Here is a 22,841-nt window from a genome sequence, read left to right as displayed (position 1 = left end):
CTCAACCTTCCTTCTTCTTCCCGCCCGTCTTCATCTCGCGATAGCGCGCAGCGCCGCCTTCGCGGATGGTCTGCTGATTGCGCTCGAGCGCCATCGCATCGTCGGGCACGTCCTTGGTGATGACGGAGCCCGAGCCGATATAGGCGCCGTTGCCGATCTTGACCGGCGCCACCAGCGACGAATTGGTGCCGACGAAGGCGCCCGTCCCGATCACCGTCTTGTGCTTCTTGAAGCCGTCATAGTTGCAGGTGATCGTGCCGGCGCCGATGTTGGAATTGGCCCCGACGGTCGCGTCTCCGATATAGGAGAGATGGTTGACCTTGACGCCGGCTTCCAGCGTCGCAGCCTTGGTCTCCACAAAGTTGCCGATCCGCGCGCCGTCGCCGAGCGAGGTGCCGGGCCGCAAGCGCGCATAGGGGCCGATCGACACGTTCTTGCCGAGCGCGGTCTGCACGATGTGCGAGAAGGAATGGATGACGGTGCCGTCTGATATCGAGACGCCGGGACCGATCACCACGAACGGCTCGATCGTCACGTCCTTGCCGAACGTGGTGTCGGCGGCGAGGTAGACCGTCTCCGGCGCGATCAGCGTGACGCCCTGCTCCATCGCGGCCTTGCGCAGCCGCGCCTGCATCACGCTTTCGGCCTCCGCAAGCTGCGCCTTGGTGTTGATGCCGCGCACCTCGTCCTCGCTGGTCTCGATCACCACGGCTTCTCCTCCTTGTGCGCGGGCAATGCCGACGGCATCCGGCAGATAATATTCGCCCTTGGAATTGGCATTGCCTATTCTGTCCAGAATGGCGAGCGCGCGATGTCCGTCGAGCGCCATCACGCCGGCATTGCACAGCGTGATCTTGCGCTCCGCAGGCGAAGCATCGGCATGCTCGCGGATCGCAACGAGTTGGTCGCCTTCGACCAACAGCCGGCCGTAGCCGGTCGGATCGGCGGCGCGAAAGCCGAGCACTGCGAGTGCTGCGCCCTTGCGCAGCGGCACGCGCAGCCGCTCAAAAGTCTCGGGCGTAATCAGCGGCGTGTCACCGAACGCGATCAAAATGTCGTCCACCCCGCGCGCGATCGCTTCGCGCGCCGCGAGTACCGCATGTGCCGTTCCCAGCCGCTCGCGCTGCACGAAGGTCAGCGCGTCCTGGCGGATGCGCTTCGCCTCGTCGGCCACCGCCTGGTGATCCGGTCCGATCACGACCGCGAGCGACGTGCCGGTTCCCTTCGGCGCGGCGCCGAGCACATGCGCGAGCAGGGTTTGCTGCGCGACCGGGTGCAGCACTTTTGGCAGGCTTGAGCGCATGCGCGTGCCTTCGCCGGCTGCGAGCACGATCGTGAGGCTTGAGCGAACGGTCATTAAGGTCCTTGCCTGCTTCTTGCCAATCCCTGGTGTCGGCCGAATCGACCCTGGTGTCGCGAGTGACAGCTAGGTGCCGTCATAGAGGCGTTTTGCTACCCCCGCAAAGGGCCGGAATTCAAGTGCGACACGCTTTTCCTGTTAATGTTCCCTGATTGATTCGGGGACGCGGGACAGGCTGGGCACTTACGGTAATGGCAAAGGATTCCGACCCACTGGCCGGCGCCTTCGAGACCAAGGAATCCGGCGGGATTCTGTCCGGATTGCTGGCCGAGGAGAACGAGTTCGATCGCCGCATGATGTGGCGGCTCGGCTCGTGGGGCGTGGCTGCCGTCGGCGCCATTGTCGTTGCTGTGATGGCCAATCAGGCGCAGCTCGGCTGGCGGCGCGATCAGGTCGCATCCGCCGACCTCGCGCGTCAGGCCGAGCGGCTTGCGGTCCTGACCAGGGAGAGCCAGAACGAGGCGCGCCGGCTCACGGCCGCCATCGAAACGCTCAACACCGATCGCGACCGCCTCTACACACGCGTCACCGTGCTCGAGCAGGGACTCGATTCCGTCACCGGCGCGATCGCGAAGCAGGGCGCAGCGCCTGCACAGCCGACTGCTGGGAAGCCGGAGCAATCTCCTGCGCCGCAAGCCGCAGCGCCGGCGGTTGCGCCCGTCGCCTCGACGCCCGCAAACGACAAGCCGGCCAAGGAATTCGCAAACAAGGAAGCCGCAAGCAAGGACGCCGCGAGCAAGGAAGCTCCGAACAAGGACGCTGCGAGCAAGGAAACCGCTAATAAGGAAACTGCGAAGGAGCAGGCCAGCCCGCCGCAGCAGGCCGCAGCCGCAGCCCCAAGCGCATCGACGCCGGCAGCGTCCGAGCTGCCGGCCATTCCGCTCGTTGCAGCGAAGTCGATGATGGCGCCGCCGGACCCTGCCGCCTCAAAACTGATGCAGCCGGAAAAATCCGCAAGGCCGAAGGATCAGGCGCAGGCGACCGAAATGGCCGCAGCCTCGCCCACTGCGGAGCCTGAAGCCGTCACCGAAGGCGAACCCCAGGCGATCACGGTTCAGCAGACCCGCTTCGCAGTCGATCTCGGCAGCGCGAATTCGGTGCACGGCCTGCGCGCGTTGTGGCGCGGCCTGACCAAGTCGAATCCGGATCTGGCAAAGCTGCGGCCGATCATCATGGTCAGGGAGAGCAAGACCGGGCTCGGCATGCAGCTTCGGCTCGGCGCGGGCCCGCTGGTGAACGCGGCGGCTGCCGCAAAAATCTGCGCCGCGCTTTCGGAGAACGACCGGGGTTGCGAGACCGCCGTGTTCGACGGCCAGCGGCTGTCGATGCAGGGGCAAGAGAAGGACGCGAGCCCGCAAGCCGAGACACCGCGGGCGCCCGCCGCGAAGCCCGAGAAGCCGCACCGGCGCAGCTATTCCTCAAAGCGCTCCAAGCGCGAGGAACCGCCGCCGCCGCCGGCGGCCCCGCCCGCCAAGCCGGAGACGTCCTCGACGCTGTCCTCGTTCTTCAGTCGGCGCTAGGGAGATACAAAAAAGATTCACGATCTCAGATAGTTATAACTACATTCTGAGGCGAATTCACAAGCCGGTGCCACACCGGTTGCCCAAGCCCGTCTTCCCGACCATATTGGCCCCATGAAGAAGAAGCCGTTCCGCCTCACGCCCTACCAGGTCCAGTTCCTGCTCGTCGTCGGATTCGTCAGCGTCGGCTATGCGCTCTATGTGCGCTACCTCGCGGTCGAGTTCTCGCAGGTGTCGCTCGCCTGCGACGCCGGCCTTCAGACCATGATCTGCAAGGCACGCGCGACCGCGACCTCGCTGTTCAAGAACTCGGTGTTCGGCATCGTCGCGCTCGTGATCGCGACGCTCAACCTGATGCGGCCGTCGATCGTGCTGCTGACGCTCGGCGTGATCGCCGCGGGCCTCGGCATCGTCCTCTACAACATCGTATTGTCGGGGATCGCGATCGGGCTGCTTATTCTGGGATTTGCTCGGCCCGCGCCCGCCACAGCGTGAACGCCAGCACCAGATAGATCGTGCAGGTCCAGAGCGACTGCCAGTTCTCGCGGCCCTCGTTGAGCAGCGTGTAGATCGCCGACAGCGCCAACAGGCCCGCAAAAATCGCCTCGGCGATCGGACGCACGCCGCTCGAGGGACGGTTCACCAGCAGCATCGCGAACGGCACCACCGCCATCGTCAGCGAGGCGAAGGGAAAGTCGCGGTAGCGCGGATCGAACACGAAGCCGAGCGCGGTCTGCGTGGCGATCACGGCGGTAACCGCCAGTGTCAGTCCGAGCGCGACCGACAGCTTTGACCATTTGCGCCCGTCGCGCGGGCCCAAAAGCTCAAGGAAGGTCGGCAGTCCCCGCCCCGACACCAGCGCCTGCGAGCAGAAGATCGGAGAGAGGATGCCGGCCGCGAGCAAGGCGCCCCATTGCAGCCAGCCGCCCCAGCCGTAGCTCTCGTAGTACATCTTGTCGAAGGCGACCCCGAGCAGGATGCCGGCCGCAGTCGCCGAAATGCCGACGCCGAGCCAGGCCGAGAAGCGCGGCGTCCAGGGCCGCCGGCGCAGCGTCAGGCCGGCGACGACGAACACCAGCACGCTCAGGCCCATGCCGGCGCCCATGTAGGATTTCCAGAACGGGAAATTGCTGATCGGCTCGCCCGGCGGATATTTCAGGGAGCGGTGGATGGAATCGAGCAGGCCCCAATAGCCGCCGACGGTGCCCTCTAACCGCCGCTTCCACGGCTGGTCATAGGCCTCGATCAGGTTGACGCGAAAGCCCTGCGCTTTCGCCAGCGCGAGGATCTCCGAGACCACGCGGGCCTGGTTGGTGCGCGACGGCAACGCGCCTTCCCGCATCCGCCCTTCGCTGGGCCAGCCTGTCTCCCCGATCAGGATCTCCTTGCCGGGAAACGCCACCGCCATCTGCTGGCGGATCGAGTTGACGTGGCTGGCCGCAAACTTGGCGCGGATCGGCATGTCCTCCCAATAGGGGAGGATATGGATCGTGACGAAATCGACGGCCTCGTAGATCTCGCGGTTCTTGAGCCAATATTCCCAGACGTCGGCATAGGTGACGGGAACCGTGACCTGCGCCTTCACCGAGCGGATGATGGCGGCGAGGTCCGCGGTCGTCATCTCGCCGCGGAGCAGCACCTCATTGCCGACCACGACCGAACTGATGACGGCGGGAAATTCCTTGGTCAGGCGGACGACGGTCGCCACCTGCCCGAAATTCTTGACGCGGTTGCTGGAGAGCCAGATGCCCTGGATCACCTTGAGCCCGCCGACCTTGGCGGCGATCGCCGGCACCTGGTCGAGCCCGTTCTCGATCGAGTACGTCCGCACGCACTCGGAAATGTCCTTGAGCTGGCGGAGATCCTGCTCGATCTGCTCGGCGTCGATATGGGTCCATTCGTTGAGCGGCGTCTGGTCGCCGCGGAACGGCGCGTAGGAGACGCATTGGAGCTTCGCGCTCGGGTCAATAGGCGCGCGCGCAAGCGTAATCGGCGTGGCCAGCCACCACCACACGGCAGCAATCGCACCCAACGACATGAGCAGAAGCGCCAGTGGCGTACGAACAGTAATCGGTTCCGTCCTCCGCAAAGGGGTCCGTCGATTACCTGCTTGGGGGCCGTCTGCCAAGGGGGCGCAGTGGTAATTGCACGCGCCATCCCCGCCCGATCTACCTGCGGCCCTTCGACCGAGGCATAGGATGGTGACTTTGCTGGACAAAATTCCAGATTCACGTCATCAGACTCGGCGGGTCTTTTCCGCCGCATTGGGGACCCATTTGGACGCCATCAAGCCTCGCGTCCGAGCAGTCTCCACGCGGACGGCTTCAGTCAGAACGGGGAATTTATGCGGCGACGGGTGCTCGAGTTACGTAATGCGGTCCTGCGGCAGTTGGCCGTCCCCTCCCTCGTCGTCCTGCTCGGCATCGGAAGTGCGTTCACCCAGAGCGCGTTCGCCCAGAGCGGCGACCTGAAACCGCAGGACCAGGGCAAGGCGGCCGCAGCGGCGCCGGCCGACGCTGCGAAGGAAGCCAGCCAGAATCAACGCAGGACCGACGAATTCGCCGAAGCCGCCCAGGCCATCAACGGCCCGGCCGGCAACCCTGAATGCGTCTGGATCGGCCGGCGCGTGGTGGTGCTGCTGTGGCGGGACGATCTCGACACCGCCTTCCGCCATCTCGACCTCTATGACCGCTTCGGCTGCCCCGGCGGCCATATCCAGGCGACATTCCGCTGCCTGACCCGGTTCGCGGCGCAGATCGACAACAAGGTCCCGGAGACGCTTACGAGCCGCGTCCATGCCTGCTGGATCAACCCGGCGGCGCAGGTCCAGGCGGCCGCGGCGTCGGCGCCGGCCACGCCTACCACCGGCACCTCGCCGCAGCCGGCGGCCAGCCCGGCGCCCGCGGCAAGCCCCTCGCCCGCGCCCCCGAAATAGCCGCTATCGTTTCATTTGCCGTTCAGGAGCGATCGGCCATAGACGCGGTTGGCACTGCTCGCGCCCGGGACGACGCCACGACGCCTTTAAAAGGACATCCCTTTGAAGGACTTGGTCCCTCAAAGGACCTGGTCCCTCTAAGGACTTGGCGTCATAACAGTTGTGAAAAGGCGTGGCAGAGTTATGCTCCATTTGCCGCGGACACGGTCGGATCTCGGGGTCGGATCCGTTTCCCTGCCATCTCAGCCCCAAGTGGTTTAGCCAGCGATGCGCGCCGTCGTCGCCGTAGTCCTGTTCGTGTCCGCATTGCATGCGGGCATCTGGGGATTGTTGCAGGAGAAGATCCCCGCCCCCGATTTCAAGGGCATCCTGCCGAGCCTGTCCTATACGCCGTTCGAGCCGCACCACGTCACCGACCTCACCACCGATCCGCAGAAGATTCGCGCCGATCTGAAGACGCTGTCGACGACGACGCGCGCCGTCCGCGCCTATTCGTCCGGCGAAGGCAACGAGCTGGTGCCGGCCATCGCCAACGAGTTCGGCATGAAGGTCACGGTTGCCGGCTGGATCAACAAGGATCCCGACCGCAACAAGCGCGAAATGGACGCCGCCATTGAGCTCGCCAAGCGCAACAGCAACGTCAACGGCATCTTCGTCGGCAACGAAACGATCTACCGCGGCGATCAGAAGGTCGACGAGCTCATCGAGCTGATCAAGAAGGTCAAGTCCTCGGTCAACGTGCCCGTGAGCACCGGCGAGATCTGGAACATCTGGCTCGAGCATCCCGAGCTCGCTTCCTCCGTCGACTTCATCGCCGCGCACATCCTGCCGTACTGGGAAGGCTTTTCCGACAAGCAGGCCGTCGACCAGGCGATGATCATCTATCAGAAGCTGCGCGACGCCTTCCCGGGCAAGCGCATCGTGATCGCCGAGTTCGGCTGGCCGTCGGCCGGCTACAATCTGAAGGACGCGATTCCGGGGCCGTTCCGGCAGGCGGTGACGCTGCGCAATTTCGTCAGCCGCGCCGACTCCATCGGCATGGAATTCAACATCGTCGAAGCCATCGATCAGCCCTGGAAATTCGTCGAAGGCGGCGTCGGTCCCTATTGGGGCATCTACACCGCCGCGCGTGAGCCGAAATTCGCCTGGACCGGCCCCATCGTAAACCCGGATTACTGGAAGCTCGCGACCATTGCGCTGCTGGTCGGCATCCTGCTGTCGCTGCCCATTCTACGGCTGTCGCAGCCGACCGCGCGCCAGGCCTTCCTGCTGGCGGCAACCGCCAACGGCGTCGGCGCGTGGGCTGCGACCGTGTTCGCCTTCTGGAACACCCACTACTTCGTGTTCGGCTCGGCCTTCGCGCTAACGCTCGGCATGATCCTCCTTGTTCCCCTCGTCCTCATCGCGATGGCGCGGATCGAGGAGATCGCGGCAGTCGCTTTCGGCAGGCCGCCGCGCCGCCTGCTCACCAAGGCGAAGGTCGCCGAGATCACCACCGAGGCAGGGCCGAACTATTTCCCAAAGGTCTCGATCCACATCCCCGCTTATTTCGAGCCGGTCGAGATGATGAAGCAGACGCTCGATGCGCTGTCGCGGCTCAACTACCCGAACTACGAATGCGTCGTCATCATCAACAATACGCCGGACCCCGCCTTCTGGCAGCCGATCCAGGACCACTGCCGCGCGTTGGGGGAACGCTTCAAGTTCATCAACGCCGAGAAGGTGCAGGGTTTCAAGGCCGGCGCGCTCCGCATCGCGATGGACCGCACCGCTGCGGACGCCGAGATAATCGGCATCATCGACGCCGATTATGTCGTCGATCCCGACTGGCTCAGGGATCTCGTGCCGGCCTTCAGCGATCCGCGCGTCGGCCTCGTGCAGGCGCCGCAGGAGCACCGCGACGGCGATTTGTCGATCATGCACTACATCATGAACGGCGAATATGCAGGGTTCTTCGACATCGGCATGGTCCAGCGCAACGAGTTCAACGGCATCATCGTGCACGGCACGATGTGCCTGATCCGCCGCGCCGCGATGGACATGGCCGGCGGCTGGTCATCCGACACGATCTGCGAGGATTCTGATCTCGGCCTTGCGATCCAGGAGCTCGGCTGGGTCACGCACTACACCAGCCACCGCTACGGCCAGGGCCTGTTGCCCGACACCTACGAGGCCTTCAAGAAGCAGCGCCATCGCTGGGCCTATGGCGGCTTCCAGATCGTCAAGAAGCACTGGCGGCGTTTCCTGCCCGGCGCGAGCCGGCTGACGCCGGACCAGAGGCGCGAATATTCGCTGGGCTGGCTGAACTGGCTGGGCGCCGAAAGCCTCGGCGTGGTCGTGGCGCTGCTCAACCTGATCTGGGTGCCGATCGTCGCCTTTGCCGACATCGCCATCCCCGACAAGATCCTGACGCTGCCGATCATCGCCGCCTTCATCGTTTCCCTCGCGCACTTCCTGTCGATGTACCGCCTGCGTGTCGCGATCAAACCCGGCCAGATGCTCGGCGCCATGATCGCGGCGATGAGCGTGCAATGGACGGTGTCGCGCGCGGTGGCGCAAGGGTTGATCACCGAGCACCTCGCCTTCGCCCGCACCTCCAAGGGCGGCCTGTCGCGGATGTCGATCGAGTTCCAGGCGTTCTGGGAGGCCGTGATCGCGGCCCTTCTCCTGATCGGCGCCGGAGTCCTGATCGCCACCAACAGCTACAAGCAGATCACCGAGATCTACATCTACGCCGCGGTCCTGGTGCTGCAGAGCCTGCCGTTCCTCGCGGCGGTGGCGATCGCGATCCTCGAGCTCAGCCGTATCAACTCCTTCCAGTTCTGGCGCGACAGCGCGATCCGCACCGCCGAGCTGATCGGCCTGCGCCCGGTCGCACTGCCGACATCAGCCGGCTCCTCGCAGCCGGTGGCCAGCGAGGTGCGCCGCGAGGCGACGAACTGATGGCGGTGGATGGCTGGCGGCCTGGGTGCTTGAGAATTTCGCCTTAAGCCCCGGGAAGGGCGAGGCAATCCACTTGGCTGCCGCAATGTCAGGCAGCCCCCTGCACTATTGACCTTCGCGGCCTGCGCCCCTACACAGCGCGGGCCGAAGGCATGATCCGGAAAAGGTTTTCCGTTTTCCCCGCGACGCACTCGTTGCGGCAAGACATGCTCTGGAAAAACCCGGTTGCGATGGCGATCTATTCGCAGGCCATCCTGACCATGGGAGCGCGTAGCTCAGCCGGTAGAGCACGTGACTTTTAATCACGGGGTCCTGGGTTCGAGCCCCAGCGCGCTCACCAAGTTAAATCAAGCACTTAGATCCGATTTTCGACGACAAATCGTTAAATGCTTTTTGGCTTGTGCACGCGGCATGCACACTGCCGGAGTGCTGTCATGACGAGAGTTCGCGCGCTCCTCCTCGGGATCATTCTGCTTGCGCTCTCGCTGCCGGCGCTTTGGCTCATCGTCTCGATCATCATCAAACGGCCGTTGGAGTAATTCCCCACACCCACGACAGGCAGTAGTTCGCGAGCGTCCTGAGCCGCTAGGAATCGACAATTTGCCGAGCGGAGGCGCCGCCGCTTTGATGCAGCATGCAGCGGCCCCAGAAGATCACCTTCGGCGACATGCGCGATGCCGGCGTGCTGGTCTATTGCGCGGACTACCGCTGCAGCCACAGCGTGGCGCTCGGCGCCGATCGCTTGGGCGGACGATGTGCGGTTCTCCGACATCGAGCCGCGTTTCGTCTGCACTGCCTGCGGCAAGCGCGACGCAGAGGTGCGGCCCGACTTCAACCTGTGGTCCCGGCGATGGGATATCGATGAAGCTCACCGCCGAACGTTCGCGGGGTTACCTGGCCAATGGTTACCTAATCCAGTAGTTGCCGGCAGTCCGCCAACTCAATTTTTTTGCGGGCCGGCTCCGTTCCGCGCCTGGTCGAGTCGTTCAAGCCGCCTTTCAAGTCCGTTTTTTTCGGCAACAATCCTCGCGGCGAGAGCTTTGTCGATCTCCGTATGGAGAGCCCACAACTCTTCGAAGGACATCGCCTCAAAACGATCTCGGTCCATGACTCTCGCGACCACCCGGATGCCTAAAACGGTCTCGGCACTTAGTGGTGGGTGGACCGGTGCCGAGACCGCAAGGTTCGCTTGACGCTAGGGCTCTGGCGCCAAGTCTTCTCAGCATATAAATTATTTCACGCCGCTTCCGTTTAATTTATTTAATTTGGTTAATTTGGCAAACGAGCCGAAATCCCTATCTTCCCGGCATGCGTGTACGACGTATTCGACGGCAGTGGTGGCCCCGCCGATTGGTAGCGCGCGTTTGGATCCACGCCTCACAAGCGAGGGTCATTCTCCGATGCATCGAAGGAAGCCCGCCATTCCCGGCGGGCTCAAGTGCAGGGAGGAAGCGCCATGAGAGACGCATCCGAAGCCTACGGCGATTCCGGCCGATGCCCTGTACCGCGATCGACACAGTGGATGACAAAACCAAAATTATGCGCGCCAAATGAGCAAGGGCTGGGGGCGGCCTTGAGGCCGATCGAGGTAGCCGGCCGCAAGCTAGTCGAGATCGCCGCCAGCGAGACCTATTGCCGATCCTCATATTTGTTGCAGCGCGGATCGCCTCGCTTCACCCGGACAAGCTCCCGGAAGAATGGCGCGTCACGCTGTAGCAGCGTGTATAACTTGTAAGAAGGCGCCGGCACGCGCCAGCAAAGAGCTTCACCGGCGGGAACTGCGTACGTCTCCCCGCTGCTTATTGTATAACTGCACGACACCTCAGGGTTCTTGGTCTTCTCCTGTGCATGAGCCTGGGCCAGCAAAGCCAAAGCGAAGAACGCCACCGAGAAAACGCGCATTTTGTTCTCCTCCGCAACCGCGTGGTCCCTCTATCGCGGCTGACGATGGCCTCGGTGCTGAGAGCCTTTGGGGGGCAATCCTAATCAGATCACACCCCAAACGATCAAAAGTCCGATCTCAAGCAGGAGAACAGCCCCTGTCATAGCGGACACGAGAAACACGTCGCCCACTGATAGACGCATGATTCGCCTCACAATTCGCGATGGAACGGCCCCGGCATCCCGAGGGTTGGGGTGGCTGGGGACGGGTGCCGGGGCCGTCATCAAGCTCGACGCGTGCATCCGGCGCCAAGCATTTCCAATACTACTATTTAATAGTATTTATTTCCACATTTAATTTTTTGGTTTTCTGTAGGCAGCCAATAAATAGCGGAATTCGCGGTTTCTCGAACTGGTGAGTACATCGCTGCGCTGCCGAAGTCAGCGGGTTGCCGACGTGAGAAGGCTGGTGTGCGCCCGTAGCAGATCAACAAGACTGACTTTGGCTCGATCTAGTCTGCGAAGCGCTTCCGCCTGCTGCACGCAGAAGCCGGTTATGGTGAGGTCACGCCGTGCGGCCTGCACCTCGTGCAACGCATGTTCGATTTCCAAAGGAACGACGATATTCTTGATGGCCACAGTGTGCCCCCCGTGATGTCCCCTTGTTCTTATTTGCTCTCGTTTGCTGACCCGCAAAATTGGCGAGAATTGGAAAGCACTGTGACAATAAACTAACGCATGTACGGAACTAACCTATATACGCCGAAGTCCTGCAGGATGCTTAGATGGTCTTCCTTTGAGAAAGGCCCGCCAGCGTGGGGCGGTCTGGACCTCGCTTGTCCGCCAGGTCACCGCCCGTGGTGACCACCCGGTGACCGGGGCCCAAGCTGCGTCGCATTCGAGGTATGAGCGCGGGACCGAAGCCCCACGCACTCGTCAGTTGCCGCCTCTTGCCCGGGGGACGCTCGGCGCTTTTTTACACCCACGACACGCGGTGGCTCGCAAGCTCCTCGAGGCCCAAGGGATTGATAATTTGCCGCCCGCTCCGTTTGGCACTGGCCTGTTTCGACTCCTAGTGGCCTAGGTTGAAAATGACTGGCCTGAAGGACATTTCAAGAATACCGTTTCCTACATCACCGCTTGGACCGTGGCTGTTATCGGTGACTGAGAGTGCTCGGCTCCCGCCAGATAAAAAGGGAGCACCACATGCCCATTTATCGCTTATTGCAAAACCTACCGATGGGATCGGACGAGATCAGCCGGTTGACAACGGCCTACGAGAAGACATTGCACACCATCGGTCTTGTTGACCGAAATGACCCGCTAGCCGAGATGATCGCCAAGAAAATAATCGAGATCGCACGAACTGGCGTGCGCGACCCGGCGAAGCTTTCCGCGCTCGCGATCAAGGAACTTAGGGTGAAGTAAGGCCGCCTCAGTTGGCGGCCTCTTTCGGAGCGCGTATCAGACGCGCAGATTTTCCGCGCTGCTCTTGCCGCGCTTCCGATCGACCTGGACCTCATAAGAGATCTTTTGTCCCTCCGCCAGGCCCGAGAGACCGGCTCGCTCGACTGCGCTGATATGTACGAAAACATCCTGGCCGCCGTCATCGGGCTGGATGAAACCAAATCCCTTGGTCGAGTTAAACCACTTCACAATGCCTGTCGCCACGTCGATTCTCCCCATTAATTCGAAACGTGAAAGGATGGGTCTAGAAATCTGGCGAAACAAAGGGCCCGCCAGCGTGAACCGGCGGGCCTCAGCCGCCCTCGCGCAGTTCCTGCTCAATCGCTTTCAGCCGTTTTCTGAGAGCGCGATCTATAGCGCTGGCTTCTCTTGGCGCGATTCTGCCGGCAGTAATATCGGACAGCATTCTGCACTGAAACGTTGCGATCTGGTCCAACGTCATCTGCTCGATTTGAGCAATCCGGTCCGCAACATCAGCATTTGCTTCCGCCGCTTTCCTGTTGCGCATGTGCTTGCTCCTCTGATGAGTCGCGATTTTGATCCTGAACCTTGGCGGCGCCGAAACAAGACGCCAGCGCCGCCGAGCTTGTGGATAAGCCACCGCCTCAGCCGTCTGGCGTGAGCCGCCAGCCGCTGCCGGTTGCGCTTCCTGTGCGATCGGCGCCGGCGCCTCATGATGCACCCCGCTGTTGCGTCTCGCCGTGCCATGCTGCGAAGTAGCTGGTCTTGAACTCACGCAGCATGTCCGCGAGGTGCTGGACCGCGAAATTGGGCGACAGGCGGCGGCCGTTGAGACTTGAGCCGGAAAAGCCAACTGCCCGAACAAGCGTGTGGGCACTGTGTTGGCAAATCGATTGTGGGGCTGATGATCGAGAAGCGCCGCGCGATAGTTGCCGGCCATGATCTCAAGGCCAGCGCGCTCCTCGGGTGACGTCGCTCCAGATTAAACGGGGTCGTTTAAGCAATCCACGGGGAAAGGCCCAACGCGAGACCGTGTCCGGACGACGCGCGTCGGGCCTGACCATTCCCCCTTGGCCCGTGAGGTCTGGCCAAAAGTTGGACTAAGCCCGATTCGTGGCTGAATTGTTCCGATCCAACTTTGCGCGCTGAGAACGTTAGGGCTGCCTGAGTTCAACGCCACTCGTTCTCAGCCATCGTTGCCGGCGGCGCCCGGAGCCGCTCCAGTCCATCCTCGATCACTCGGAGGTCCTCAAGTACAGAATCTCGAGATTGGGCCGGGTCGATCCCGGATGTGGACTCCAGTGCTCCCAACAACTGGCACCGAAGCTCACGCATGTTCTCCAGGGCTCGCCGATTCTCCAAACGCACATAAGCGGTAACGATCGATTTAATTGGCACCGGGTGCTCCGATTAATTATTCTAAAATAGGTTGCAGAATAGCGCATTCGCGCCAACCCGCAAGGCCTGTTGATGCCGCAAGGATTAACAGAATCGGAATAAATTGTGATTTAATTCATATTGCCTTTCCGCAAAGCAGCGGCAGGTTATTGCGTCCGGATTGACATTGGAGGACGGGCATAATGCCAAATGAAAATTGCTTAATCGTTTTCGCTGCGGGACGACAATTGGATCTGCTACGCGGCGAAGCTTCACGCATCGCCAAGGAACATAAAGTGGAGTGGCATATCGACCGCGCCGACATCGGCGCGCGCTTTTGCTTCGAGGACGCCAAGGCGAGACAAGCCTTTGCGCTCACCTGCGATAATTTCGGCATTTCCTGCCGAGACAGCTAACCGAAAAAGAGCCCGCTGACCTCCGAGCCGACGGGCATTCATTTCTTGCCGTCTCAGCCGACGCGCATGCGTCGCGAGCCGCCGGCTGTTGCGCTTCGTTGATCTGGATCAACGGAGCGGTGCAGCCGTGGGCTGTCATCCTGCTTCAGTTCCGACAAGCCAAAATTTTCGCAACGTTCCCATGCGGACTGAATGTCGGGTACCTGACTGACAGTACCGCCGCCAACCACTCAGACTTTGCAGCGTTTCGATAGCTACTGATACTGGCGCAGCGCCCGGCGGTCCTCGGGAGGGTTAGGGATCGCTGGGCTTTTCGCCAAATCCAACGATGGGGCGGTCATGACTCACCGGACACCCGCAGGGGCATTGCCATCAGCCACGACCAGCAATCCACCGACCGGGTCGGATCGCTCATCTTGTCCGTCTTGCTCGTCGATTCTGCATGCTGTGCTGTCGCTGTTCGATCCACACGAGAGCAAGAACGTTCGTCTGCTCCAGTGCCAGCGGTGCCGGACACACATCTGGGAAGATGAGATTGGCTGATTTGAACTGAGATCGCCACTCGGGTGCCAAACCGCTCGCGCACGAGTTCGCGCGCGACATGCGCTGCCGCCGGTGTTCGGAGCTTCACCGATACCAACTAATCCGCCATCCCACTGGTGGCCAGCAGAGAGATAGGCACGCACCGCGCGTGCCCGCACGGAACTCGCATGGCCGGCGCCGTTCGATTTTTAACGTTGTTCATTGAACCTTTGATCGAGCTGTCGGACGAACCCTCAATCGGGGGGAAGCCAGGAGGTTTCCCATGCGCACGATACTAGCCATAGCCGCGGCCGTTACTTTCCTCGGTGCAACGACCTTGCTGTGGTCCTATCCGTCGTCGACCAAGCTTCATGCCGCCAGCATGGCCATCGGTCACTGCAACAATTTCCACAGCCTGGCCGGGACAAAAGCTTCCGAGCTCCTGCCCGAGTGAAGTCGAGAAGCAGGCTGACATGGTGATCTTGCCCGAATAGGAACCTTCTCGTCTGCTGCGAGTCCTACAGGCGCAATCGATCCTTTGTTGCGCGTGGATCGGCCGATGCAAGAAGCAATCGCCTACGCGATCTCGGCAGCCATTGTGGGCTTCGGTGTCTGGATACTGGTCGCAGGCCTTTCCTCCAGCTCGCCCGCCCTATGGACTGTCGTTGGGCTGGTGCCCATCACGATTGGGCTCGTCAGCGCTTTCGGCCCAAGTGACTGATCATGTGACCAATCATGTGTGTGATGGGGGAAATCCGCCTCTAGGTCAGCGCGCCTGCATTTTTCGAATCAGCAACTCGTGTTCGCTCTCCCCTCGTAGTTTCAAATTGTGGAGCGTACCCGCGTGAGCCATTTCGTCTCGATACTTCTGCTTGCCGTCTCCCTAACCCTGACCTTGTGCTTCGGGGTGGCGGCTTGGCGCATGTCGGCCGGCAAGGATGTCGACATCACCGCTACGATCCCACACCAGGAATACGGCTGGCGGGCGAGGCCCAATAATTGAAGCAGGATGAGCCCCGGTCTCGGCTTTGTTGAATTGATTGCCCGGATCACAAGCGGCATCCATCTTGGCCACGACCTCTTGGGACAGGCCAAAAATAGGAACACCTCCCGCCCTCTGCCGTTGGGCCTAATGCGCTATTACTTCGACTATCAGGACGCGACCGGTATCACATTTGACGATAGAGGCATCGACCTGCCAGACATCGAAGCGGCCCGTCTTGCGGCACTGAGGTCTTTGGTTGAGGCCATCCGCGATCAACCTCCATCGCGTGCGCCGAGCCTCAGCGTCAATATCCGGACAGACGACGGTCTGGTCCTCAGCATGTCCACATCGCTCGAGATCGTCTCATCCGACGGTGGGCGAACCAGGGCCGTGACCTTGAGGATGCAGGATCAGCCTTCCACACCCATGACCGGCAGGCGGCCAGCCCGTGCTTGCTTGAACTAACCCGGTACCGGGTATTGCCCGACTGCAGCACCGGCCCACCGGCAAGATATGCAGGCGAACCTAACCCGAAATCGGCGCAGCAAAAAAATGAGCTGAGGTTGCACCTCGTATACAATACACGATCGCTGCCGACTCTTTCGTCTTGCTCGATACCTTTCATTGAGCTGTGCTCGTGCTGCGGATCCTTGGCGCGACACCTAGGAGCCCCTAGCCTCGAACCATCCATCCGCTCAAACCCCTGCCGTACTCCAAGTCGGCAGGGGTTTGCCGTCTAGGCCCGATTCCGGCGCCCAAGATCAACCCGATGCCCTGAATGGCGAGGCGTCCCGCTTGACTGGGATGAGGCCGATCTCTGAGCATGTCCTATAGGCAAATCTCCGCTGAATATTCCTGCATCTGTAAGGCAAGCCCAACATGAAAAAAGCAATCGTCTTCGGCGCGACCGGTTTCATCGGCTCGCATCTGCTGCGCGACCTCCTGGACAGCCCCGACTACGCGCAGGTGATTGCGGTGGTTCGCAAGCCGCTGGCGCTCAGCCACACGAAGCTGACGGTGCTGATCGGCGATCTCGCTTCGCTGCCCGCGCTGAAACCGCAACTGGTCGCCGATGAGATCTTCATCGCGCTGGGCACCACGCGCAAGCACACGCCTGACGAGGCGGAGTATTACAAGGTCGATCACGATTACCCGGTGCTGGCGGCTGAGATCGCCAAGGCGAACGGCGCGCGGTCGGTGTTCCTGGTCACGGCCGTTGGAGCCAATGCCAAATCCAGCATGTTCTATGTCCGGACCAAGGGCGAGGTGGAGCGCGATATCCTCGCGCTCGGTTTCGACCACACGCACATATTCCGCCCGTCGATGATCCTCGGCCAGCGCGATGAGGACCGGCCGCGGGAACGGCTCTTCGTTGCAGTGTGGGACGTGCTCAATCCGCTGCTTGTGGGGCCGGCTGATCGCTACCGTGGGCTCACCGGCGACCAGATCGCGCACGCCATAGCCAAGGCCGCACGGGATGGAACGGAGAAGGTGCGCGTCTATCACTGGAAGGAGATGACGGCGCTGCTTGCCCGCCCTTAAATCTCCGGCTCGTAGCAAGAGTTGAGCTCCCGCGAAACCCATCACTTGTTGCGCGACCGCTGCTGCGATCCCCGATGGATCGTCGGAGCCCTCGATAAAATTGTCGGAGCCCTTCGGTTGATCAGTTCTTGCTCGGTGTTGTTATGATTAAAGAAGCTGGGGGGAGTGACCGAATTGCTGACGATGGGTCTCGCAAGAGCTCAACCCATCGAGGAGTTGAATTCACCAAACCTTACGACAGGACATCCGGATATGCGCACGATACTCGTCATATTCGCCTTGCTGGCAGCCGGGACGGCCGCCATCGCAGGCACCGCTTCTCCCGTTTCGTATGACTACCCCTGGTGCATCTATGGCGGGGAACTCGGCGCTTCCGGCGACTGCTCTTATTCGACGAGAGAGCAGTGCTTGTGGTCCGCGTCCGGCCGGTCGAACGTGATCTGCAAGGAAAACCGGCGCCTTCTATTCCAACAGCAGGCCGTACCGCAGCCGAGTATCCAACAGCCACGGGCGCGCCGCAGGCAGTGACGATGGATGCTCCGGCGTATTGCCGGAGCGTAAGGCCCGCCAGCTCGTAGGATGGGTTGAGCTCTTGCGAAACCCATCACTTCTTGCGTGCAGCGTTACTGCGATCCCGGACCGATTGTCGGTGCAATCTATAGGAAGCCGCGGAGTGACTGACCGAATTGCCGACAATGGGTTTCTCAAGAGCTCAACCCATCCTACGAGCTATATGCTCCCCTGCCGACGCTTCGCTCCCGGCCTCGCGGCCAACAGCGCGCGGCTCGGGGCCGATGCGGGTCGCTACTCCTTCATCGTCGTGGACTTGCACCACCTACTCCTCGCCAGTCTCCCGGCGCACCTGTCACCGTAATCCCGTCGCTGCGCGCAGTGTCGTGAGGATCGGCAGGTCGGGACGAAGATGTTTCTGCACGCGAGGGAAGCGTCCCCGATTCAGCAAAATCAATGCCGCGATCAATTGCACACTTCTACTTGGCGGCCGGACATTCCTCCTCCGTTGCTGGCACGGGGATCCTCTTGCAGTCTGCATCCACTCCTGACAGGACGACATCCTGCTGAGCCGCAGAACATCTGGCCCGAGGCCTGCGGCTTTGAGGGGGCGGCCTCGACCTTCTTCCGCTCGTCGTCCCTCGGCTTGGAGTTCTCGCGGGTCGCGACTGGCTTCTTGTCCTGTACCTTCTCGCACTCGTTATCGTCGTTGACGCGATAGCCGGCGCGGCAGGCGATCTTCACGCAACTATCACCATCAGCCCTGAACCCATGGTCGCAGACCAGCGGGCAGACACGGCCCTGCTTGCTCTTGATCGCGTCGAGCGCATCGAAGCTCGCCAGCTTGGTGTCGAGCTTCATCCCGGCATGTTTGTTGAACAGCGTCAGCGACCGCTGCGCGGCGGCGTTCCAGTCGCTGTCTGCTGCGCCGGTCAGACATCCGACGCGACGGAGCTCCGACTGCACCAGCTTGGCGGTCTCCTGCGGCGAGAGACTCGGCGCCGATTGCGTTGGGGCAACTGCCGCGACCTTCTGCTCGCCGTCACGCTGAGCCTTCTCAGCCGCCTGCTTTGCGGCAAGCTCGGCAGCCGCCTTGTCGTTGGCGAGCTTGTCGGCGAGCGCCTTCTCGGCGGCCTGCTTGTCGGCCAGCGCCTTGGCCACGGCAGCCTCGGCATCTTTTCTGCGCTGCTCGGCTGCGGCCGCCTTGGCCTCTTCGATCTGCTTGGCCTTTTCGGCGGCGAGCCGGGCATCCTCGGCCGCCTTGGCGGCGGCTGCGGCCTTGTCCTGCTCGACCTTCCTGGCCTTGTCAGTCGCGAGCCGCGCCTTCTCGTCCTCAGCCTGCCGAGCCTTGTCTGCGGCGGCGGCGCGCGTTTCTTCGGCGACGATCTTCTTCAACTGGACCTTCGCCAGATCGGCATAGAAGCCGTCGGGATAAGCACGCAAAAAGGCGTCCCACGCATCCCTCTCGCCCGCCTGCATCGCCAACTCGTAATCCCGGCGAACTGCATCCTGCGGGTTCGCCGGCGGTCCTGTGGCGACTGGCTTGGCCCCGACCAGCGGCACGTCATCGCCGCCGAGCGAACCGTAGACATAGGGCTCCTGCTTGTAGCCGGTGGTCTTCAAGACATCGTCGCGCACGAAGCCGAAGGCCTTGCGCAGATCGAGCCCCGGCGTGGGAAGACGACCGACGAGAGCCGTTGCGAACGGACTGTTCTTCGCGTCACCATCCGACGCGGTCGATCCCGCCTTGGCGGCGAACGCAATCATGGTGTTGGGGCTGGTCGGCTCGACCTTGGCAAGCCCGCGCCCGATCGCACGCGACGCCACGGTCCGCTTCATGGTCTTGGCGAACGGATTGTCGCGACAGGCGTCGAGAATGACGAGGCGCAGTTGCTTGGCCGGCTCGATGGCAAACAGCACGCGATCGAGCGGAAAAGCCTCGTCGAAGACGTCGGTGTCGGTCTCCAGGGCGGCATCGGTGGGGATCAGGTAATTGCTGCCGTCCAGCTCGATGCCGTGACCGGCGTAGTAGATGACGGCGACGTCGGCCTCGCGCGCCTTGCCGCCAAATTCGCGCAGCGCCTTGCGCATGTCGACGACGCTAAGGTCGAGCTTGACATCGACAGTGTCGAATCCAGCCTTCCGGAACATGCCGCCCACCAGCGCGGCGTCGTTCACTGGATTGGAGAGTTTCGGCACGCTCTTGTAGGCCGAATTGCCGATCACCAGCGCCACGCGCCGTTCGGCCATTGCCGGTCCGCATCCGAGCCAGACGGCGAAAATGATCGAGAGAAGCGCGCCCATTACAGCCATAGTTCTCAGTTGCACTCCTCCTGGGGCTGACCAGTGCTCACCACCCCGTGTTTGAACTGTTGATAGGGCACCACGCGGCATCCGGGTTTCACCGGCCGACAGCCCGCGCTATTGCAGATCAACTGACCCGTCGCCTGCGGCTTCGGAGGCGTGCCCTCGACCTTCTTCCTCTGGTCGTCTCGCGGCTTGGCGTCCTCGCGGGTCGCGACCGGCTTCTTGTCCTGGACCTTCTCGCACTCGTTATCGTCGTTGACGCGATAGCCGGCGCGGCAGGCGATCTTCACGCATGCATCGCCATCAGCCCTGAAGCCATGGTCGCAGACCAGCGGGCAGACACGGCCCTGCTTGCTCTTGATCGCGTCAAGAGCGTCGAAGCTCGCCAGCTTGGTGTCGAGCTTCATCCCGGCATGTTTGTTGAACAGCGTCAGCGAGCGCTGCGCGGCGGCGTTCCAGTCGCTGTCTGCTGCGCCGGTCAGACATCCGACGCGACGGAGCTCCGACTGCACCAGCTTGGCGGTCTCCTGCGGCGAGAGGCTGGGCGGCGTCTGAGTTGGGGTAACGGCCGCGACCTTCTGCTCGCCCTCGCGCTGCGCCTTCTCGGCCGCCTGCTTTGCGGCCAGTTCGGCAGCCGCCTTGTCGTTCGCGATCTTGTCGGCGAGCGCTTTCTCGGCGGCCTGCTTGTCGGCCTGCGCCTTGGCGACGGCGGCCTCCGCATCCTTCCTGCGCAGCTCTGCGGCCGCAGCCTTGGCCTCCTCGATCTGCTGGGCCTTCTCGGCCGCGAGCCGGGCGCTCTCTGCGGCCTTGGCGGCGGCTGCCGCCTTGTCCTGCTCGGCCTTGTTGGCGCGCTCAGCCGCGAGCCGCGCCTTTTCGTCTTCAGCCTGGCGCGCCTTGGCCGCGGCAGCTGCGCGTGCCTCTTCGGCTGCAACGTTCTTCAACTGCGCGCGGGCGAGACCTGCATAAAATCCGTCGGGATAAGCCTGGAGGAATGCTTCCCATCCGTCCCGGTTTCCTGTCTGCAGGGCCAGCTCATAGTCCCGGCGGATGCCGTCCTGAGGGTTGGCTTGCGGCCCTTGCGGCGCCGTCACAACAGGCTTCGCCGCAACCAGCGCCACGTCGTCGCCGCCGAGCGAGCCGTAGACATAGGGCTCCTGCTTGTTGCCGGTATTCTTCAAGACATCGTCGCGGACGAAGCGGAAAGCCTTGCCCAGGTCGAGTCCCGGCGTCGGGAGGCGCTCGACCAAGGCCGCCGCGAACGGACTGTTTCTGGAGTCGCCATCCGAGGCCGTCGAACCCGCCTTCGCTGCGAACGCAATCATGGTGTTCGGGCTGGTCGGCTCGATCTTGGCGAGGCCGCGTCCGATGGCGCGCGAGGCGATCGTCCGCTTCATCGTCTTGGCAAAGGGATTGTCGCGGCAGGCATCGAGAATGATCAGGCGGAGCTGTTTTGCGGGTTCGACCGCAAACAGCGCGCGGTCCAGAGCAATCGTCTCGTCCAGAACGTCGCTATCCCTCTCCAGCGTTGCGTCCGTGGGGATCAGATAGTTGGTGCCATCGAGTTCGATGCCGTGCCCGGCGTAATAGATCACGGCGACCCCGGCATCCCTGGTCTTGTCGCTGAAGTCACGCAGTGCTCGTCGCATCTCCGCGGCATTGAGGTCGAGCTTGATGTCGACCGCATCGAACCCGGCCTTCTTGAACATGCCGCCGACCAGGGTGGCATCGTTCGCCGGGTTGGTGAGCCGGGCCACGCTCTTGTAGGCCGAATTGCCGATCACCAGCGCGACGCGCCGTTCGGCCATTGCCGGTCCGCATCCGAGCCAGACGGCAAAAATAATCAAAAGAAAGCGAAGCGCGCCCATATCAGTCCCAAGTCATAAAGTGATCGTTGTAATCAACATACAGCCTACCCAATCTCTCCTCAGTTGCAGACTTCCTCTTGTCTACCCGCCGCCGCGGTGGCGCCGACTCCGCCTCGAGCGCTCTCAAGACGACAGCCCTTCCCCACCGGACGACAGATGGCGCCGTTGCAGAATATTTGGCCCGTCGCCTGCGGCTTCGAGGGCGCAGCTTCAACCTTCTTCCTCTCGTCGTCGCGCGGCTTGGCATCCTCGCGGGTCGCGACGGGTTTCTTGTCCTGCACCTTCTCGCACTCGTTATCATCGTTGACGCGATAGCCTGCGCGGCAGGTGATCTTCACGCAGCTATCGCCATCAGCCCTGAAGCCGCGGTCGCAGACCAGCGGGCAGACGCGTCCCTGCTTGCTCTTGATCGCGTCGAGAGCGTCGAAGCTCGCCAGTTTGGTGTCGAGCTTCATCCCGGCATGTTTGTTGAACAGCGTTAGCGAGCGCTGGGCGGCGGCGTTCCATTCTCCGTCCGATGCACTCGTCAGGCATCCCACACGACGGAGCTCTGACTGCACCAGCTTGGCGGTCTCCTGCGGCGATAGGCTGGGTGCCGTCTGAGTTGGAGCGACTGCGGCGACCTTCTGCTCGCTGTCGCGCTGGGCCTTCTCAGTCGCCTGCTTTGCGGCCAGCTCGGAAGCCGCCTTGTCGTTCGCGGCCTTGTCGGCGAGCGCCTTCTCGGCGGCCTGCTTGTCGGCCAGCGCCTTGGCCACGGCAACCTCGGCATCCTTGCGGCGATGCTCGGCCGCTAGCGCCTTGGCTTCCTCAACCTGCTTGGCCTTCTCGGCGGCAATGCGAGCATCTTCGGCGGCCTTGGCGGCGGCGGCTGCCTTGTCCTGCTCGGCCTTGGTGGCGCGCTCTGATGCGAGCCGCGCCTTGGCCTCCTCGGCCTGGCGCGCCTTCTCGGCTGCGCTCGCGCGGGCCTCTTCGGCTGCAACGTTCTTCAGCTGCGCACGAGCCAGGCCTGCATAGAACCCGTCGGGATAAGCCTGGAGGAATGCTTCCCATCCGTCCCGGTTTCCTGTCTGCAGGGCCAGCTCATAGTCCCGGCGGATCCCGTCCTGAGGGTTGGCTTGCGGCCCTTGCGGCGCCGTCACAACAGGCTTCGCAGGAATCAGCGCGACATCATCGCCGCCGAGCGAGCCGTAGACATAGGGCTCCTGCTTGTTGCCGGTATTCTTCAAGACATCGTCGCGGACGAAGCGGAA

General features: G+C 62.5%; 20 protein-coding genes and 1 tRNA gene. 12 read left to right on the top strand and 9 right to left on the bottom strand.

Annotation, left to right across the window (positions count from 1 at the left end):
- Window position 1: 1 nt before the first annotated feature.
- Window positions 2–1,357: a bifunctional UDP-N-acetylglucosamine diphosphorylase/glucosamine-1-phosphate N-acetyltransferase GlmU gene (gene glmU / locus JQ632_RS01720; protein WP_212400543.1), complete on the bottom strand. Its 1,356-nt coding sequence runs from the start codon at window positions 1,355–1,357 to the stop codon at window positions 2–4.
- 194 nt (window positions 1,358–1,551) lie between these two features.
- Between glmU and JQ632_RS01715 the strand changes: the two genes are divergently transcribed.
- Window positions 1,552–2,880, top strand: coding sequence for a hypothetical protein (locus JQ632_RS01715; RefSeq protein WP_212400542.1), 1,329 nt, complete (start codon window positions 1,552–1,554; stop codon window positions 2,878–2,880).
- Between the two features lie 114 nt (window positions 2,881–2,994).
- A complete protein-coding gene (locus JQ632_RS01710) occupies window positions 2,995–3,375 on the top strand; it encodes a hypothetical protein (protein ID WP_212400541.1) in 381 nt (126 codons plus the stop codon).
- Here the strand turns inward: JQ632_RS01710 and JQ632_RS01705 are convergent.
- Window positions 3,335–4,918 carry a beta-(1-6) glucans synthase gene (locus JQ632_RS01705; RefSeq protein WP_249151227.1) on the bottom strand — a complete coding sequence of 528 codons (1,584 nt, stop codon included), beginning with the start codon at window positions 4,916–4,918 and terminating at the stop codon, window positions 3,335–3,337. The two genes, JQ632_RS01710 and JQ632_RS01705, sit on opposite strands and share 41 nt — an antisense overlap.
- Window positions 4,919–5,224: 306 nt before the next feature.
- On the opposite strand from JQ632_RS01705, the gene JQ632_RS01700 reads away from it, so the two are divergent.
- From JQ632_RS01700 to JQ632_RS01690, 3 genes are all read left to right on the top strand, one after another.
- Window positions 5,225–5,815, top strand: a complete 591-nt coding sequence (locus tag JQ632_RS01700; protein WP_212400540.1) for a beta-1-3, beta-1-6-glucan biosynthesis protein — start codon at window positions 5,225–5,227, stop codon at window positions 5,813–5,815.
- Window positions 5,816–6,082: 267 nt separating this feature from the next.
- Window positions 6,083–8,758 (top strand): glycosyltransferase, encoded by a 2,676-nt coding sequence (locus tag JQ632_RS01695; RefSeq protein WP_212400539.1) that lies wholly within the window; start codon window positions 6,083–6,085, stop codon window positions 8,756–8,758.
- 264 nt (window positions 8,759–9,022) lie between these two features.
- Window positions 9,023–9,098, top strand: a tRNA-Lys gene (locus JQ632_RS01690).
- A gap of 1,289 nt (window positions 9,099–10,387) precedes the next feature.
- Here the strand turns inward: JQ632_RS01690 and JQ632_RS01685 are convergent.
- Together JQ632_RS01685 and JQ632_RS01680 are read right to left on the bottom strand one after the other, a co-directional pair.
- Window positions 10,388–10,660, bottom strand: coding sequence for a hypothetical protein (locus JQ632_RS01685; RefSeq protein WP_212400538.1), 273 nt, complete (start codon window positions 10,658–10,660; stop codon window positions 10,388–10,390).
- A 420-nt stretch (window positions 10,661–11,080) separates the two neighbouring features.
- Window positions 11,081–11,278, bottom strand: a complete 198-nt coding sequence (locus JQ632_RS01680) for a hypothetical protein (RefSeq protein WP_212400537.1) — start codon at window positions 11,276–11,278, stop codon at window positions 11,081–11,083.
- Window positions 11,279–11,845: 567 nt separating this feature from the next.
- Here JQ632_RS01680 and JQ632_RS01675 point away from each other — a divergent pair.
- Window positions 11,846–12,067 (top strand): hypothetical protein, encoded by a 222-nt coding sequence (locus JQ632_RS01675; protein ID WP_212400536.1) that lies wholly within the window; start codon window positions 11,846–11,848, stop codon window positions 12,065–12,067.
- Between the two features lie 36 nt (window positions 12,068–12,103).
- Here JQ632_RS01675 and JQ632_RS01670 read toward each other — a convergent pair whose 3' ends face one another.
- Window positions 12,104–12,310, bottom strand: coding sequence for a cold-shock protein (locus JQ632_RS01670; protein ID WP_212400535.1), 207 nt, complete (start codon window positions 12,308–12,310; stop codon window positions 12,104–12,106).
- 88 nt (window positions 12,311–12,398) lie between these two features.
- Entirely contained in the window at window positions 12,399–12,614 is a 216-nt protein-coding gene (locus tag JQ632_RS01665) for a hypothetical protein (RefSeq protein ID WP_212400534.1), read from the bottom strand.
- Window positions 12,615–13,647: 1,033 nt separating this feature from the next.
- On the opposite strand from JQ632_RS01665, the gene JQ632_RS01660 reads away from it, so the two are divergent.
- From JQ632_RS01660 to JQ632_RS01635, 6 genes are all read left to right on the top strand, one after another.
- Window positions 13,648–13,860, top strand: coding sequence for a hypothetical protein (locus JQ632_RS01660; RefSeq protein WP_212400533.1), 213 nt, complete (start codon window positions 13,648–13,650; stop codon window positions 13,858–13,860).
- 805 nt (window positions 13,861–14,665) lie between these two features.
- Window positions 14,666–14,836, top strand: coding sequence for a hypothetical protein (locus tag JQ632_RS01655; protein WP_212400532.1), 171 nt, complete (start codon window positions 14,666–14,668; stop codon window positions 14,834–14,836).
- Window positions 14,837–15,226: 390 nt separating this feature from the next.
- On the top strand, window positions 15,227–15,385 hold the full coding sequence (locus JQ632_RS01650; protein ID WP_249151301.1) for a hypothetical protein: 159 nt from the start codon (window positions 15,227–15,229) through the stop codon (window positions 15,383–15,385).
- A 6-nt stretch (window positions 15,386–15,391) separates the two neighbouring features.
- Window positions 15,392–15,832, top strand: coding sequence for a DUF6894 family protein (locus tag JQ632_RS01645; RefSeq protein WP_212400531.1), 441 nt, complete (start codon window positions 15,392–15,394; stop codon window positions 15,830–15,832).
- A 414-nt stretch (window positions 15,833–16,246) separates the two neighbouring features.
- Complete coding sequence (locus JQ632_RS01640; RefSeq protein ID WP_212400530.1) at window positions 16,247–16,909, top strand: oxidoreductase; 663 nt, start codon at window positions 16,247–16,249, stop codon at window positions 16,907–16,909.
- Window positions 16,910–17,092: 183 nt separating this feature from the next.
- On the top strand, window positions 17,093–17,437 hold the full coding sequence (locus JQ632_RS01635) for a DUF3551 domain-containing protein (RefSeq protein WP_312015553.1): 345 nt from the start codon (window positions 17,093–17,095) through the stop codon (window positions 17,435–17,437).
- Between the two features lie 447 nt (window positions 17,438–17,884).
- Here JQ632_RS01635 and JQ632_RS01630 read toward each other — a convergent pair whose 3' ends face one another.
- The 3 genes from JQ632_RS01630 to JQ632_RS01620 all read right to left on the bottom strand — a co-directional run.
- Window positions 17,885–19,732, bottom strand: coding sequence for a caspase domain-containing protein (locus JQ632_RS01630; RefSeq protein WP_409363463.1), 1,848 nt, complete (start codon window positions 19,730–19,732; stop codon window positions 17,885–17,887).
- A gap of 5 nt (window positions 19,733–19,737) precedes the next feature.
- Entirely contained in the window at window positions 19,738–21,591 is a 1,854-nt protein-coding gene (locus JQ632_RS01625) for a caspase family protein (protein ID WP_212400529.1), read from the bottom strand.
- Window positions 21,592–21,650: 59 nt separating this feature from the next.
- The coding region (locus tag JQ632_RS01620) for a cell envelope integrity protein TolA (protein WP_212400528.1) at window positions 21,651–22,841 on the bottom strand (1,191 nt) is incomplete at its 5' end.

Origin of the sequence: Bradyrhizobium liaoningense, assembly GCF_018130955.1 — a bacterium.
GTDB classification, from domain to species: Bacteria; Pseudomonadota; Alphaproteobacteria; order Rhizobiales; family Xanthobacteraceae; genus Bradyrhizobium; species Bradyrhizobium liaoningense_C.
The sequence above is the reverse complement of the archived record's forward strand: the minus strand, read 5'-3'. Positions and strand labels throughout refer to the sequence as shown.